The sequence below is a fragment of the Sulfolobus sp. A20 genome (genome assembly GCF_001719125.1).
Taxonomy (GTDB): Archaea; Thermoproteota; Thermoprotei_A; order Sulfolobales; family Sulfolobaceae; genus Saccharolobus.
Map to the genome: position 1 here is coordinate 1,732,221 of NZ_CP017006.1, position 15,741 is coordinate 1,747,961.

Here is a 15,741-nt window from a genome sequence, read left to right on the forward strand (position 1 = left end):
AATAGCTATATACATAAAAAATTATTTGTAGGGGATTTAGATTGAGGTTGGAGGAATACTTTGGTGTACCCTTGGGAGGAATAGGTACTGGTAAGATAAACTTCTATAGAGACTTAACAATCGGAGACATTACTATTATGAACAATTGGTCTAATCCTTTAAAAGTAGTTAGAGGGTTTCATATAGTGTATTATATGAGGGATAACCCAGTATTTCTACAATTAAATCCGGGTAAAAACATAGAATCTCCACCACCTTACACGCATATAAAGGACTTCGACGTAGAAGTAGAATATCCTAAAATTTCCTATTACATACCTCTACAAGACGTGAGTAAGGTGGAGGTATACTCTATCTTAATAAAAGATAACGTAAAAGATTCTGCCATTCCTGCTATTAAGATAAGGGTTATAGCAAATGGCAGATTTGCTATCTCATTTCCAAACGTCACTGGCAGTAAAAGAGCCGGTAGAGTTAACATACCGTATAAGGGTAAAATTAACGGTGTGATAATGAAGAACAAGAGGGCACTGCAAACAGACCCATCTTATGGAGAAATATTTCTGGGGTGTAAAGACTGTAATGTGATGACAAATTATGCTTATTATAAGCCTGGAAAAAGAGGAATGACAGAGGATATAACGTACTTCTACAAGTTAGAGAATCACGATAGCGAATACGAAATAAAGCCTTATGCTAGGGAGGAAATCGGAGGAATAGTTTGGAAAGACGTTAATGGAGAAGAAACATTTATATTATCTTGGTACTTCAACGGGAGACCATATCATTATCCTTATGGGCATTATTATGAGAATTTCTTTAAAAACTCTGTTGAAGTTGCTGAATACGCATTAAACCTAGAACCTTATTTAGGAATCGAATCAGAGGATTGGCTAGGTGACGCAATGCTGAATAGCCTATATGTACTGGTTTCAAATAGCTGGTTAACTAAGGATGGAAGATTTGCAGTTTACGAAGACCCTTACGTAAGTAAGCTAATGAACACTATAGGCTCACTCACATTTGATGGTTTAGGCTTCACTCTCCATAAGTTATATAAAGACCTAGTGCTAAAGGCTGATTCTTATTTCCTCAACTTCATAAATAATGGGGAAGTTCCCCATGACTTAGGAGAAGATAGTATTGAAGATCCTATTTATGGAGCATCTTATCCTTATTGGTGGACTGATTTAGGACCTACTTTCATATTAATGTTATTTAGAGACTACTTCTTCACTAACGATGTAAAAATTTTGGAAAACGCTTATCCTAAGATGAAGGAAATAATAGATTGGCTAATTTACAAGGACAAGGACGGAGATTGTATACCAGACTCAAAAGGAGGATACGACAACTCCTATGATGGTACCCACATGTATGGAACTTCTTCATACGTTGCTTCTATGTTCTTATGCAGTTTAAACGCATTTATTAGAGTTTCTGAAATTTTAGGAAAAAAGGTTGATGAGAAATATTACAAAATTTTGGAGTGTGGAAAGAAGACTTTAGACTCTATGTGGAACGGAAGGTATTTTATAATGTGGAAGAAGGGAGAAGAAGAGGACAGATCTTGTTTGAACTCCCAATTGCTAGGTCAATTTTGGTGTGATATACTCGACCTACCTCCTATTGTAGAGGAGGATAAGATAGTTGGAGCCTTGAAGAGCATTTACGAACTAAATTATAAATCATCAAACTTCTGCCTAACTAACGCTGTAAATTTGGATGGGAGTGTAAACGTAAATTACGATCAGTTAAAATCATGTTGGCCTAGAGTGTCATTTGCTATATCCGCTCACATGATATTGAGAGGGATGGTTAGGGAAGGTTTAGAGATTGCTAGAAGGGAGTGGGAAACTATAAAAAGATTAAACCCATGGAACCAATCGTCTCGAATTGATGCAATAGATGGAAAATACGTAGGATTAATGTCCTATATTGGTAGCACATCTATATGGTTAGTTAGACTAGCATTGGAAAGAAAGGGATTGATATGAAATATGAGTATTCTTATAATTTGTCTAGCGGTATTGCATTGGGAGGATTGGGGACTGGCACGGTAGAAATAAGATCTGATGGTCTATTTTACGATCCTACAATTTTTAACGTAGGATCATATTCACTAACTAATAGAAACGAGAAATTAATGAATCCAGAAGATATGGTATTTTTAACTAGAATAGAGAAATTAAGACAGGTTAGAATACTAGCTTCTACCAACTACTTACTAACTTCTAGTCCATATAACACACCATGGGTTAGACCCACGAGAAAAATTCTGTTTGAGGGAAAAGGAGCTATAGCAGAACTTAGTTATGATAATTATGGAAGAATTACATTCTTATCTCCAACCATTCCATTAGATTTGAAGAATTCATCAATACCTGCATTCATAGTCGATTCCAACTTAATTGGAGAATCGATTTTAGTATTTAAATTTCCCTTTAAATTCTCATTAAGGAAGATTAAAAATGGTTTAACAATATCTTCTGACGAAACTAATGAAAATAGCCCGACGTATAATGGTAATTTAACAATTTTGTCTGATAATACTATAAACGTTGGTAGGATAAATGATTTAAGAGGTGCTTTTGCCGATTTTAGAAACGATGGAATAGTAGAGGATCAAGGAACGGGGGATTATGTCTTTCTAAACTTTAAACCTAAGTCTAACATTATTTTCTCATGGTATTTCCCAAATTACAGAGATAACGATGGGAATGTTCTAGGACATTACTATGAGAATTTCTTTAAGGATTCAGAACAAGTAGCTATATACGTTAAGGAGAACATGAATTATTTAGTAGAAAAAACACTTCAATTTATCAATAGTATTTATAACACAAAAAATATCCCTAACTATGTTGCTGATTTAATAAGCTCACAAATTTCAGCGTTAAAGAAGATTACAGTAATTACAAAAGATTTCTCAGTAGGTATATGGGAGGGATATTATGATGATGTTTTTGACGGACCTATAAGAGGAGCTTTCAATACCGCTGATGTAGCTTTTCATTATGCCCCCGCACTATTGATTCTTTATCCTGATCTATTAAAGAACTTATTGGAACAACTTTACAAGTTTAGACTAGATTATAATACGGAAGAATTTGTAATAATAGCAAATTCGATCCTAGAAAATTTTATAGAGTATAAGAGAGCGATTTTGAAAGATCCATCTTTGCTATCTGATTTTAAGAAAATTGTCGAAACAGTCAAGGATATTGTTAAGAAAACCGGTAAAGATCCAAAGGATAGGATACCACATTTCTTCAGAATACCTAATAGAAGATCGGTACAAGGGTACCACCTTTTAGACGCTTCAATAAAGTATTTGTTAATGGTATACTTGTATAGTAGATATACTGGTGATACTTCTCTAATGAAGACTACTGAAGAGGTTATTCAATCTATCGTAAGGACTCATTTAAAGGACGGATTACCATATCACTTCACTCCAGCTGGAATAGATCAAGAATGGAAAACTACCTTTAACTTCTTCAGAAATCAAGATATGAGAGATAATGCTAGATCATTACTAGGCTATACCACCTCAGAAATAAGTTATCAGACATTTGATGATTGGAGCATGATAGGTTTCGTATCATATACTTCAATATTATGGTATTCAGCAATTAAGTTGTTAGGAAAACAGAAATTATTAGAAGAAGCCGAAAATGGTTTGAATAAATTGTGGAATGGAAAATATTATGATTTGTGGTATGATCCGGAGAGCGGTTACAGAGATACAGCTTGTTTATCATCACAGTTAATGGGAGTTTGGTATTGTAGATTAGTTGGGGAGAGTTGTTTTGATGAGGATAAGGAGAGAAAAATTATGAGTGAAATATTTAAAAACAATTTCATAGAAGGAGAAGGATTAATAAATGGAAGATATATAAATAAGCCTAGACCATCAGAAGTGGGAAATATTCCTTACTTTAACAATACTGGATTAATCAACAGGGTTGGAAGTCAGATGGATACTCCATGGACTGGAGTTGAGTTCGCTTTCGCTTCTCATCTACTTTATCTTGGTATGGAAGATGAAGCTCTTAAAATTCTCAAAGAAGTCTACGATAGATATGAGACAGCTGGAATGTTTTGGAAACATGTTGAGTGGGGGGCATATTACAGTAGACCATTATCTGCATTTTCAATAACCTTGGCGTATGCTGGTATTAGTTATGATGGAGGGAGGAAACTGCTTAAGATAAGACCTAAGAAGAAAAATTTCACATGGATAATACTTTTACCCTCTTTTTGGGGGATAATAGACTACGACGAAGAGAACAGACTAATAAAAATAAAGGTTATAAAAACTAAAGATGGAGTTGCTGATGTTAATGCAATCGAAACAAACTTTCCGATAGGTGACATAACAATAAATGGAGAAAAAACTAGATTTCCCTTAAGAATAAAGGATGGTGACGAAATCCTAATTAGATGAATATACTACTCTCCCTTCTTTCATAGTTAACAACACTTTTAGATTTTCATCTAATACAACGAGATCAGCTTTTTTACCCCTTATGATTTCTCCGGCGTCTATCCCTAAAAGACTAGCGGGAGAATAAGTGGAATATGTTATAGCCTTTTTAATTCCCAGAAACTTTGAAACTCTCCTAATGCCTTCATCAAGAGTTATATTACTTCCTACCAGCTTTCCCTCCTTGGAGTAACAAGCGCTATTACAGATTATTTCTTCATCATATAGATAATAACTTCCTAAGTTACTTATCCCTGCTGAGTGTAAAGAGTCAGTAATTAGAATAACTCTGTCATCACTTTTAGCCATACTAACGAGTTTTATTGCAATATCACTTACATGAACTAAATCGGCTATTATTTCCACGTATATGGGAGTAGTTAGTGAAACTCCTATTATGCCCGGATCTCTATGATGAAATTCCCTCATAGCATTGAATAAATGTGTTATAGAAGTAGCTCCAAGCCCTATTGCTTCCCTAGTAATTGTTGCATCTGCATCAGTGTGTCCTAGTGATACTTCGAAGTTTTCCGCTAATTCTTCTATTTCATTATCTTTTAAGATTTCGGGAGCTATAGTAATTCTCTTTATTTTAAAAAGTTTTGAAATTTCTAATATTCGGTTATTGTACCTATCACTCAAAAATTTATGAGCTCCTCTTCTCTTTGGATTTAAAAAGGGACCTTCTAGGTGAATTCCAGGACTTTTGGCTTCGTGAAGAATTTTAGAGACTTTTATCAGTCTATCAATAGAGTCTGAAATAGTAGAGGGAATAAAGGTGGTAACTCCATGAGAATAATAAAAACTCTTCATCCTCTCATAATCTTCAACAGTAGCGATCTCATTAACTAAAACCCCACCTATTCCATGAGTGTGAATATCAATCAAACCAGGGATCGCGTACTTACTGTTAGGAACCCTTATCTCCTCCTTACATATGCCACTGCTTCCAACTCTTGAGATTATATTATCATAAATTACTATGTCATCCCTTAACGTCTCTAAGGGAGTTATAATCTCTAACCCTCTTATACATATCATTCTCTAACTACCTTAACTAACTTCTCTGGCTTATCTGGATTTAGACCCTTAGCTAATGCTTTATAAAAAGCTATAAGTTGAACTGGGATGATATAGAGTATTGGCTTCAATAATTCATTAGTTAACGGAATATTTATCTCACATCCTTCACATATTCTAATCAATCTTGAATCATAGTGTTTAATCTTATTTATAACTTGAATCTCGTCTTCACTGTTTCCTAAAATTATTACAGTAGTCTGAGGATCTAGAATTTGCATCGGTCCGTGCAGAAATTCTCTGGATGGATAAGCTTCTGACAGAAGATTCGCTGTCTCTTTCAACTTTAATGAGGCTTCTAATGAGGTAGAGAATAAAATTCCAGAGCCCAAAACCACTATCTTTTCCGTTAAGAATTGCCCATACTTCCTAAATAATCCTTCCATGGATAAAATTTCATAAACTTTCATTGATAGATTTTTTATTTCTTCCAATAGTTCATGATTTTTATTATATAACGAGTAAAGAGTAGCTATAGAAACTAGCTGAGCGATGTAGCTTTTAGTTGCCGCTACTGCCCTCTCTTCACCCGCCTTAGTTAATATACGCTGATCTGCTATTTTGTAAAGAGTGCTATCACGTGTATTAGTGATCGCTAGTATTTTGGCACCGAATTTCTTGGCATATGTTACTGCATTTACGGTGTCAACACTTTCACCAGATTGACTTATACCTACTACAAGTGTATTTTCGTTTATATCTAAACCTCTCTTTGTAAACTCTGAAGCTTGTATTGCCTTAGCATTTTTAAATAACATTTCAAAATACATTGAAGCGTGAAAACTAGTACCACTACCTACTACATAAATGTTTTTAGAGTCCCTAATGAGAGGATTATATTTATAATAATTATTATATACCTCATTCAGAGTGTCTGTTATTACCTTAGGTTCTTCATAAATTTCCTTATGCATGAAAAACATTCTATTCAACTTTTTGTTCTCCTACCTTTTAATTGTTTTTCCCGTAAAGATAACAAGAAACCTTGTGGTTTGCATTAGTATTTATTAAACTAGGTTCGTTTTTCCTACACATTTCCATCACAAAAGGGCATCTAAGATTATAAGGACAACCTACCTCAACTCTGGTATAGTCTACCTTAACGTTTTCTCCGATTACTCTTCTTTCAGATATTACATTTTCGATGCTAGGAGTTATCTTTATCAGATCCTTAGTATAAGGATGAAGAGGGTCTCTCAATATTTCCTCTAAATCTCCTTCTTCAACTATTCTACCGGCAAACATTATTACTGTCTTGCCTTTATTAACCAAATGATAAAAATATCTAGCTATAGGTATATCATGTGTTATAAAAACCATTGATAAATTTAATCTATTCTTTATCTCTGCTAAAATATTAAGTATACCCAACCTTAAAGATGCATCTACCATCGTGACTGGTTCATCAGCAATAATCAACTTAGGGTCAAGTGACAAACTCCTCGCAATATTAATTCTTTGTCTCTGTCCGCCTGATAACTGATGAGGAAACTTATTAATGATCTCCTCTTGTGGAGTTAGTTTAACCATTTCAAGCAATTCAAATATCCTTTTTCTAATCTTGTCTTTATCTAATTTCATCCATCTCTTGATAGGAGCTGATAAGATCTCTTCTACAGTTTTATTATATGGAAGAGTTGAATACGGATCTTGTGGAATTAATTGAACTTCTCTTCTGTAAGTAGCATAAATTTTCCTCCTATTCTTCCACACATTATATCCCTTATAGATTAGTGAACCCTTAGTAGGTTTTTGCAACCCTACCATTACTCTTCCTAATGTCGTCTTGCCAGCTCCGCTCTCACCTAAAACAATTAATAGATCATTCTCTTGAATATTTAAAGAAATATCTTTCAATGCGTAGAATTCCTTCTTTTTAAAAATACCTGACCTATCTTCAAAGATTACTGAAACTCCATTAAGCTCCATTAGATTCATATAACCTACACCTAACCTTTCTATCTTTAACCCCTATAAGCTGAGGCAATTCCTTACATCTATCGAAGGCATATTCACACCTGCTAAAAAATGGACAACTCTCACTTATTGGAAGACTACTAGCATCCTCTTTGATACTTATTGGTCTTATTTCTCCTCTCACGGGAGGTATTGATGATATAAGCAGTTTTGTATAAGGATTCAAAGGATCTTTAATGATATTTTCAGCCTTCCCCTCCTCCATAACATAACCTCTGTACATAACTAATAACCTATCAGCTATTTGAGCTACGTTTAATATATCATGAGTAATGAAAATTATGCTAATTTGTCTCTCTCTATTTATCTCTTTAATTAGCCTAAGAATTAATTCTTGATTAAGCATGTCTAATGCACTCGTCGGCTCATCCATTATTATGAGCTTCGGGTCTAGAAGTAAACTTAAAGCAATCATAATTCTCTGCTTCATCCCGCCAGAAAGTTGAAAAGGATACATAGAAAGCACTCTTTTAGGATCTAGTCCTACTGATTTAATTAGCTCATTGACCTTTTCCCTCATTACACTTTCATCCTTCAATCCATGGCTTTCAGCTATATATTTGAATGAACTATAAACGTTTATAACAGGATTAAGGGCATTTTGACTAGCTTGAGGAACAAATGAAATTTCCTTCCACATTATCTTCTTAAACTCCTCTAGGCTAACCGATAACAAGTCTGTTCCGTTAAAGAGTATCATACCAGAAACTATTTTACCGGGAGGTTTTATAGCCCTTATAATAGCATGAGCCAAAGTGCTTTTACCAGATCCACTTTCACCTATAATTCCTAAAATCTCGCCTTTTTCTAAATCAAAGTTCACATCATTTACAGCTTTAATGATCTTATCGTTTGTTGAATAGACTACACTCAAGTTTAAAACTTCTAATAACATATGAAACTATAATATGTATATAATACTATAAACGTTTTCTGTTGATTTAAAAAGCTAGTTGAATGATAAATGCTGTGATTAATTCCTTTAGAAACGTTATTGGATTGGTAACTCACCAACTTGCCTAATCCACACAATCATTCCCCCAAGATCTAATTTATATGAAATACTGGGAGTTAACCATACAGACGCTTTACGAACCCTAGGATCCTACCCCTCTTAGGATTTTTAACCAACACTTATATATTACTAAAGCATCCCTATAACAGTCTTGAGCAAGCTTAGGGTGTAGGTTAAACCTTTCCTTCAAAACTTGATAAGTTGCCTTATGAACTTCCTTAACTAAGTTCTTCTTCAGTTTATTTTCTTTCAACCAAATAGGTACATATCTTAAACCCATCTCATATCTTTCAACAATGTTGTGTAGGGAGGGATAAGGGAATCATAAGGCTAATTGTAGTCTTAATTCCTAACCTACCCTTCTTATTAGCTCCCCTACCCCTAAAATGAAAAGAAAGGAGTTTACACACTTTTCATCCCCACTTTAAAGGGTGAAGCTTTGCTTATTTTGTAATTATCTTTCCATGAAAAATCTTAAGGAGTAGTAGATCAGTTTATGGAAAGATTAAAAAGTATAGGTAAACCATATTATATTATGAGGAACAAATTTCTGGAATATTTGTATCTAATGTGGGAAAATAGGAAATCGAGAGTTGGATTAATAATAACCGTTTTCTATATTTTAATTGCTGCTATAGGACAAGAAGTGTTTCCCAAAACTTACTCATTGCAAGCTAGCTCTCAGACCATATTTATGCCTCCGCAACTTTCAAACTTTTACCTAATTTTTGGCACTGGACCTTTTGCGGAAAGTATATTAATACAACTCATACAAGGAGCTAAATCGGTAGTCGAAGTAAGCTTCTTGGCTGGTCTCTTCGCGACCTTAATAGGAATAGCTGTGGGAATAACCGCAGGATATCTTGGAGGTATAATAGATAATATTCTAATGGGAATAACTGACATTGTATTAACCTTACCTAGTATAATACTAACCGTAATAATAGCTAGTGCATTCAGAACAAGCAATCCCTTCTTCCTCGCTCTCATACTAAGCGTTACCAGTTGGGCTGGTCTAGCTAGGTCAGTAAGATCGCAAGTACTAGTCGTGAGAAGTTCACCGGCAACTGAGTTACTGAAGGTGTTGGGATTAACTAGAAGGTATATAATTTTCAGAGAAATAGTACCGTCCTTAGGTTCTTACATTGCAATACATTATATATTTAATGTTGAATCAGCTGTATACTCTGAGGTTGGTCTATATTACCTAGGCGTCCTACCATATAATCCAAATAATTGGGGTGCTATGATACAACAAGCCCTTTCTTATGGAGCTGCATTAGGTGGAAAAGCCATATTCTACTTCTTCTTCCCAACTTTAGCAATAATAGGTTTCATGTCAGGTCTTATACTACTAAGTTACGGAATAGATGAGATTGCAAACCCTAGAATTAGAACCTATTAAAAAAAGTCTTTTTTAAAAATTTGTCTTTTATATTTTACGTGAATATTTACCTTCTTCTTGTTAGCAAAACTACTACTGCTATAATTATCACTATAATAACCACTATGATAGCAGCTATTATTGCAAGCGTGTTTGAAACAGCTTTAGTTACTGTTACAGTGCTAGTTGTTGGCACTGTTGTAGTAACAGTAGACGTGGCTACAGAAGTAGTAGTTGCAGTTGCTGTAGTGGCTACAGTTGCTGTAGTAGTTGCAGTCGTAGTAGCTACAGAAGTTGTAGTAACGATAGTACTCTTATAAAGCGGAACATACCAGTAGTCTATGAGAGCTTGTAACATTGCCGTACCCCCTATCCCATATTCTGACTCCTGCCATATCCATGAATTAGCTGGAGGGGCATCTAATAACAAGGATGGGTTGACAATTACATAATTATCAACCTCTACTAATGGTAATACCGGTAATAAGTACTGATTCATGTAATAGGATAACTCTTGATTAGCTTGTATCAATTGTTGAGTTGTATTAGGAGATTCAGTCTCTTGAAGAAGTTTATAGAAATCTATTACGGTACCGTTAGGTAGAGTTAAGTTTTCATCCCACTGTGTAACATTCCATGGATATCCACCAAAATACGACAGAACTAGACTCCATGGAGCAGTTTCTGGGGAATAGGAGCTTCCCCAGTTCTCAAACCATAGATCATAACCTGTACCATTCTGCCATGCTTGATGCCACTGACTTACTACCGAGTAAATGTTTAATTGTACACTAATACCAAAAGCTTCTAATTCCTTCTGAATTTCCTCCATCATAGCTAACGCTTGAGGTGGAGGAGCCCCAGCACCTATAACAAGAGTAAATGGAGTACCGTTAGGATAATACCATTGACCATTCTTCTGATATAAGCCTACACTCTCTAGTAATTGAGCTGCCTTAGTGAAATTAACATTATAAGGATTAAGTGAAGACAAATACTGAGGAGACATTAAAAATGAATAGTAGCTCTCATTCGGAATTGCGTTAGGAATTGACACTGGAGCTGTTAGCGGACCGCCTACAGCTGCAATAGCACTCCTATTTAGTATATATGCGATAGCAGCCCTAACTTGATAATACCTTAACCATTGATCTTTCAAATTGTAAGCTAGTGCCCATCCAAAAGGCTGTGGTATCTTGATCAGCTCTAGAGTTGTAGGCAAAGATTCTAATTGTGTTGGAGATAGCCCAGTAAATCCGGCCCAGTCTAAGGATACTTGCCCGCTTGTTATCGCTGCTGTAGCTAAATCCGATTGTCCATACTGATATAGTATGACTTGATTAAATGGTATATACTTAGCGTCAAAATAATAAGGATTCTTATCAAGTACAATCTCACTTGAAGATAACTGTGCAAGGTAAAACGGACCACTATAGGGATACGTTGTGGGATTAGGTCTGAAATTCTTTATTTCCGTTCTAATGTTATTTATTATTTGTTTAGCCAACTTCATGTTACTGGTATTCTGTATTTTAGTCCAGTTACCTAATATCTGATTGACTATTGGTTTCCAAACAGAATAAGGTATAATCAGTGCTACAGAACCCAGTCCAGCCGTATTTATTAATGTACAAGTATATAAAATTGGTGATAACGTATCTTTAGGCCAAGTCTCAACTATAGTATAATTATTTATTACAGTATAATTAGGGAAAGGAGGGGCTCCGAACATGTCTAACACTAAACAGTCAGCTAATATGTCATATGCAGTTACTGGCTGGCCATTACTCCAGCCAGTATCATTTCTAATAACCAGTGTTACATTTATAGGCTGTGTAGTCCATACTTGTTGCCAATTGGATGGAGAAAAGTTCCAAGATACTACTAATCCTGGTATCATCTGGGAATTTGTAACGTTCACAATGGCAGAATACGCGTACAGAAGACCGTAGGTATTGCCACCTAATCCTCCTGCAAATATGTTTGGATTATAAGTAGCAAAAGATGAGTATGCTTCGATGTTTGAGTTATAAAAGGATAGCGTTAGCGTTGATGGGAAAGCTGAAGTCTGAGACATAGCTAGTGTACCGCTTAAAGAAATTAAGACTACGAAAATTGAAAACAATATACCTATTTCTGATATTAACTCTTTTTTCATAAGATATTATATCCATTTAACCTATTAATAAAATTTATCACAACTTCATTATACGATAGGAAAACACTTATATCTACTCAAAAGTATTAGTATTTATGAATTATAAATGGTTGATTAGAAGAATTGCCTCAGTGATTATTGCAGTATTTGTAACGGTAGTCATAAGTTGGGCTCTGTTAGAGTATTCTCCGTATTCTCCAGCCAACTACATCATGCAATTCATAAACCCTCAAGATTTCGCCCAAAAACCTGGGCTTTATGCATCACTAGTTCAATATCTAAATACGCTAAGACCTCACGGAAACCCTTTTATCAACGCAGTGAATTACATTGGCAATATTCTTCATGGAAATCTTGGTGTATCGATAGTAACTGATGTACCGGTGGCAGAGATAATCGCGCAAGCCCTCCCTTGGACCTTATTTATCGTAACCACCTCAATAATAATAAGTTTCTTCGTAGGGATAAGATTAGGTCAGAAGTTAGCCTATATTAGAGGAAGTAAAACGGACTCAACTTCTACCGTATCTTTATCCATTCTTAGGGCTGTACCGGTTTACGTATATGCTGCCCTTCTTGTGTTTGTATTGGGCTTCATTTACCACGTTTTTCCTACAGGAGGGGCCTATAGTATTAAAGTAACACCGGGGTTAAACTTGCCATTTATTATCAACGTGTTATATCATGCTTTTCTTCCGATAGTTACCCTAACTTTAGTTAATCTAGTAGGTTGGATATTACATATGAGGGCTAATACTATAAGCGTATTAGGTGAAGATTTCGTAAATTTTGCTGAGATTTCTGGAGTGAAGAAAAATATAATCGAAAGCAAATATATTGGTAAAAACGCAATATTACCCCTTTACACTAGTCTAATAATAGCCATAGGATTCTCATTCGGTGGATCCTTATTTGTTGAACAAACCTTTTCTTATCCTGGAGTGGGCAACTTATTGATAACAGCAATAACGTCAAATGATTATCCAACCGAGATGGGAGTTTTTATCATCCTAATTGTAGCAGTAATTGTTGGAAATCTAATAGCAGATCTTACTTACTCGTTCTTAGATCCTAGAGTTAAGGTGGGTGAGGAATGATGTTAGAGAGCTATAAAACATTATTAGCTATAGGTTATACATTACTACTCTTAGATCTGTTTTCAATAATAATCTATAGGGGGGCACAAGTTCTTTTCCCACAACTAGTAGTCCTAATATTATCAATCTTCTTAATAGTATATGCTATTGTTCAGATAAAACACTCAAAATAGCATTTTTAAACCTATTATCAGTATTAAAAAGATAGTTATATACCACATCTTCTTTACCATTAAAATTTATACTAGAATTAATAAAATGTATTTTAGAATATACTAGTTCAATATTCTTATTATTACTTAATTTACTTAGAACCATTTTGTATGCTAACTCGTATATTCTGAGAATAGAAGATAAGGTAATCTCCTTCTCCTGCTTTCTTAAATAATAACCTGGATTATAGAAAATAGATAAAATGGTATCAATACCGTCAATATTTCTTCTATTTCCCTCCATATTATTTAAATCATTATATCCTTCCTCCATTAGCTCTTTTACCTTTGGTATAGGAATAGGCTCCAATGGTTTTTCAACCATTGCATTCTCTAATACTACATCACGCCTTATCAGTAAAATTCTCTCATAACTCCTAGTTAGTTTATCTATGAAATAGGCATCTATAAATAAATCGTCACTTACCCTATAGAAAGGAGTAGCTACACTCTTCATCTCTTCTTCACCCTCCTTACGCTTTTACTTAAAGATCTGTAGTACCCAAATGTAAATAAGCTAATAATGATAAATAATGCAGATATCAGATATCCAATTCCCTCAAACCAAGTATTAATTACCAAAATTTCCAGCGAGACTTTAGTTAAGTTAGTATACGGGAGAGTTCTAAATTGAATATATAGATTACCATTTATGTGAGACAAAAACGATATTCTAAACGAAGTAACTGAGTTAGCCAACGGTACTATTTCCGGGCTTATTATGTAAATGTCAACTGGATTAGTAGAATTTCCCTTTATTATTATTGTATCCCCTGCTTTAGTAAAAATGGAATATGAGCGAGCACTAGCTTCTGATAATGAGATATAACTAGATACTTTACTAGTTATAGCTGAAGTATATAGATACGTAAACAAGGTTAAACCTATACCTAGTAACAGAAACACGAGAAAAATCATGAAAACTGTCCTTCTCTTCACATAACTATTTGTGGTTACTTGCCTAAAAATTCTTTATCCAAATTAATAGGCAAATACTTCTAAAGAACGTAAAAATTATTATCAGATTGATTTTCACATCAAAAATTCAAAATGAACTTTATGTTGAGCTATGACAACTATTAATAGATAAAGAGAACACTTAAAATAAAGAATGATTAGCATTTATGTATGACGAAGATATCTGAAATCGAGGCTTATATTATAGGAAGAGAAGTTACTAGTGCCCAATGGGCTTCATTAATGGTATTAGTAAAACTCACTACTACCGACGGAAGAGTTGGCTGGGGAGAGACTGTAAGTGCTTTAAGAGCTGAAGCTGTTTCAAGCTTCGTGAAGAAAATAAATAAGGTGCTTAAAGGTAAAGATGTTTTTGATATCGAGAAAAACAGATTCGAGTGGTATAAACACGACTTTAATCATACCATTTCTCTTGAGTCTGTTACTGCTTTGAGTGCTGTTGATATTGCTTCTTGGGATGTTATTGGTAGGGAGTTTGGTTCTCCTATTTATAAGTTGTTTGGTGGTTTGTTTAGGGATAAGGTTCAAGTTTACGCTAATGGTTGGTATGAGAATTGTGTTACTCCAGATGATTTTTATAATAGGGCTAAGGAAGTGGTTAAGATGGGTTATAGGGCTTTAAAATTTGACCCCTTTGGAGACTACTTCGACAATATTGATGAGAAAGGTTTAAGGGAAGCTGAGGAGAGGGTAAAAGCAGTGAGGGATGCAGTAGGAGAAGAGGTAGAAATACTAATAGAACACCACGGAAGATTCAACGCAAACTCAGCAATAAAAATAGCAAAAAGACTAGAAAAATACAACCCAGGGTTCATGGAAGAACCAGTACACCCAGAAGACATACAAGGACTAAAAAAATACAGAAAAAACACAAACCTAAAAATAGCACTAGGAGAAAGAATAATAAATAAGCATCAAGCCTTAATATTCTTAAAAGAAGAGCTGGTAGATTACCTTCAGATTGACCTATATAGAATTGGTGGAATTACTGAGGCTAAGAAAGTTGTAGGAGTAGCTGAAATTTTCGACGTTCAGATGGCTTTTCATAACGCACAAGGACCTATATTAAATGCAGCAACACTTCAACTAGACGCATCAATACCTAATCTGTACATTCAGGAGTCGTTTTATGACTGGTTTCCTAAGTGGAAAAGGGAGCTAATCTTTGATGGTACTCCAATAAAGGATGGATATGCTATTGTACCTAATAAGCCTGGAATAGGTGTAGATGTAAATGAGAAATTAGTAGAGGAGCTAAAGGTTAAAGGGGAAGAGTACTTTAACCCAAATGAGCCTGTTTGGGTAGTTAAGGGAACGTGGAGAGGATTCTCAAAGGATTCTATAACATAGA

General features: G+C 34.7%; 13 protein-coding genes. 6 read left to right on the forward strand and 7 right to left on the reverse strand.

All coding sequences use genetic code 11. The features are described from left to right. The first annotated feature begins 41 nt into the window (after positions 1-41). Positions 42-1,997: a GH116 family glycosyl hydrolase gene (locus BFU36_RS08975; RefSeq protein WP_069283577.1), complete on the forward strand. Its 1,956-nt coding sequence runs from the start codon at positions 42-44 to the stop codon at positions 1,995-1,997. Continuing rightward, a complete protein-coding gene (locus tag BFU36_RS08980) occupies positions 1,994-4,450 on the forward strand; it encodes a GH116 family glycosyl hydrolase (RefSeq protein ID WP_069283579.1) in 2,457 nt (818 codons plus the stop codon). The genes BFU36_RS08975 and BFU36_RS08980 overlap by 4 nt, the downstream gene beginning before the upstream one ends. On the opposite strand, the gene nagA is transcribed toward BFU36_RS08980, so the two are convergent. The 4 genes from nagA to BFU36_RS09000 are packed head-to-tail and all read right to left on the reverse strand — an operon-like array spanning position 4,439 to position 8,441. Next, complete coding sequence (nagA, locus tag BFU36_RS08985) at positions 4,439-5,530, reverse strand: N-acetylglucosamine-6-phosphate deacetylase (RefSeq protein WP_069283581.1); 1,092 nt, start codon at positions 5,528-5,530, stop codon at positions 4,439-4,441. The genes BFU36_RS08980 and nagA overlap by 12 nt on opposite strands. Continuing rightward, the gene (locus BFU36_RS08990; RefSeq protein WP_083216378.1) at positions 5,527-6,492 is read right to left on the reverse strand and encodes an SIS domain-containing protein; all 966 of its coding nucleotides are present in this window, start codon (positions 6,490-6,492) and stop codon (positions 5,527-5,529) included. Before BFU36_RS08990 ends, nagA begins: the two co-directional genes overlap by 4 nt. A gap of 28 nt (positions 6,493-6,520) precedes the next feature. Further along, the gene (locus tag BFU36_RS08995; protein WP_069283583.1) at positions 6,521-7,507 is read right to left on the reverse strand and encodes an ABC transporter ATP-binding protein; all 987 of its coding nucleotides are present in this window, start codon (positions 7,505-7,507) and stop codon (positions 6,521-6,523) included. Beyond that, positions 7,488-8,441: an ABC transporter ATP-binding protein gene (locus BFU36_RS09000; protein WP_069283584.1), complete on the reverse strand. Its 954-nt coding sequence runs from the start codon at positions 8,439-8,441 to the stop codon at positions 7,488-7,490. Before BFU36_RS09000 ends, BFU36_RS08995 begins: the two co-directional genes overlap by 20 nt. A gap of 652 nt (positions 8,442-9,093) precedes the next feature. Between BFU36_RS09000 and BFU36_RS09010 the strand changes: the two genes are divergently transcribed. Beyond that, on the forward strand, positions 9,094-9,966 hold the full coding sequence (locus BFU36_RS09010; protein WP_069284693.1) for an ABC transporter permease: 873 nt from the start codon (positions 9,094-9,096) through the stop codon (positions 9,964-9,966). Positions 9,967-10,012: 46 nt separating this feature from the next. Here the strand turns inward: BFU36_RS09010 and BFU36_RS09015 are convergent, their stop codons facing one another. After that, positions 10,013-12,103: an ABC transporter substrate-binding protein gene (locus BFU36_RS09015; RefSeq protein ID WP_069283588.1), complete on the reverse strand. Its 2,091-nt coding sequence runs from the start codon at positions 12,101-12,103 to the stop codon at positions 10,013-10,015. A gap of 95 nt (positions 12,104-12,198) precedes the next feature. Here BFU36_RS09015 and BFU36_RS09020 point away from each other — a divergent pair, with 95 nt between their 5' ends. Together BFU36_RS09020 and BFU36_RS13870 are read left to right on the forward strand one after the other, a co-directional pair. After that, complete coding sequence (locus tag BFU36_RS09020) at positions 12,199-13,200, forward strand: ABC transporter permease (RefSeq protein WP_069283593.1); 1,002 nt, start codon at positions 12,199-12,201, stop codon at positions 13,198-13,200. Beyond that, a complete protein-coding gene (locus BFU36_RS13870) occupies positions 13,197-13,373 on the forward strand; it encodes a hypothetical protein (RefSeq protein WP_156770072.1) in 177 nt (58 codons plus the stop codon). Before BFU36_RS09020 ends, BFU36_RS13870 begins: the two co-directional genes overlap by 4 nt. On the opposite strand, the gene BFU36_RS09025 is transcribed toward BFU36_RS13870, so the two are convergent. After that, positions 13,345-13,869 (reverse strand): hypothetical protein, encoded by a 525-nt coding sequence (locus BFU36_RS09025; RefSeq protein WP_069283595.1) that lies wholly within the window; start codon positions 13,867-13,869, stop codon positions 13,345-13,347. The two genes, BFU36_RS13870 and BFU36_RS09025, sit on opposite strands and share 29 nt — an antisense overlap. Next, positions 13,866-14,351 (reverse strand): hypothetical protein, encoded by a 486-nt coding sequence (locus tag BFU36_RS09030; RefSeq protein ID WP_069283597.1) that lies wholly within the window; start codon positions 14,349-14,351, stop codon positions 13,866-13,868. Before BFU36_RS09030 ends, BFU36_RS09025 begins: the two co-directional genes overlap by 4 nt. Positions 14,352-14,540: 189 nt before the next feature. Between BFU36_RS09030 and BFU36_RS09035 the strand changes: the two genes are divergently transcribed. Then, positions 14,541-15,740 carry a mandelate racemase/muconate lactonizing enzyme family protein gene (locus BFU36_RS09035; protein ID WP_069283599.1) on the forward strand — a complete coding sequence of 400 codons (1,200 nt, stop codon included), beginning with the start codon at positions 14,541-14,543 and terminating at the stop codon, positions 15,738-15,740. The last annotated feature ends 1 nt before the right edge of the window (position 15,741 follow it).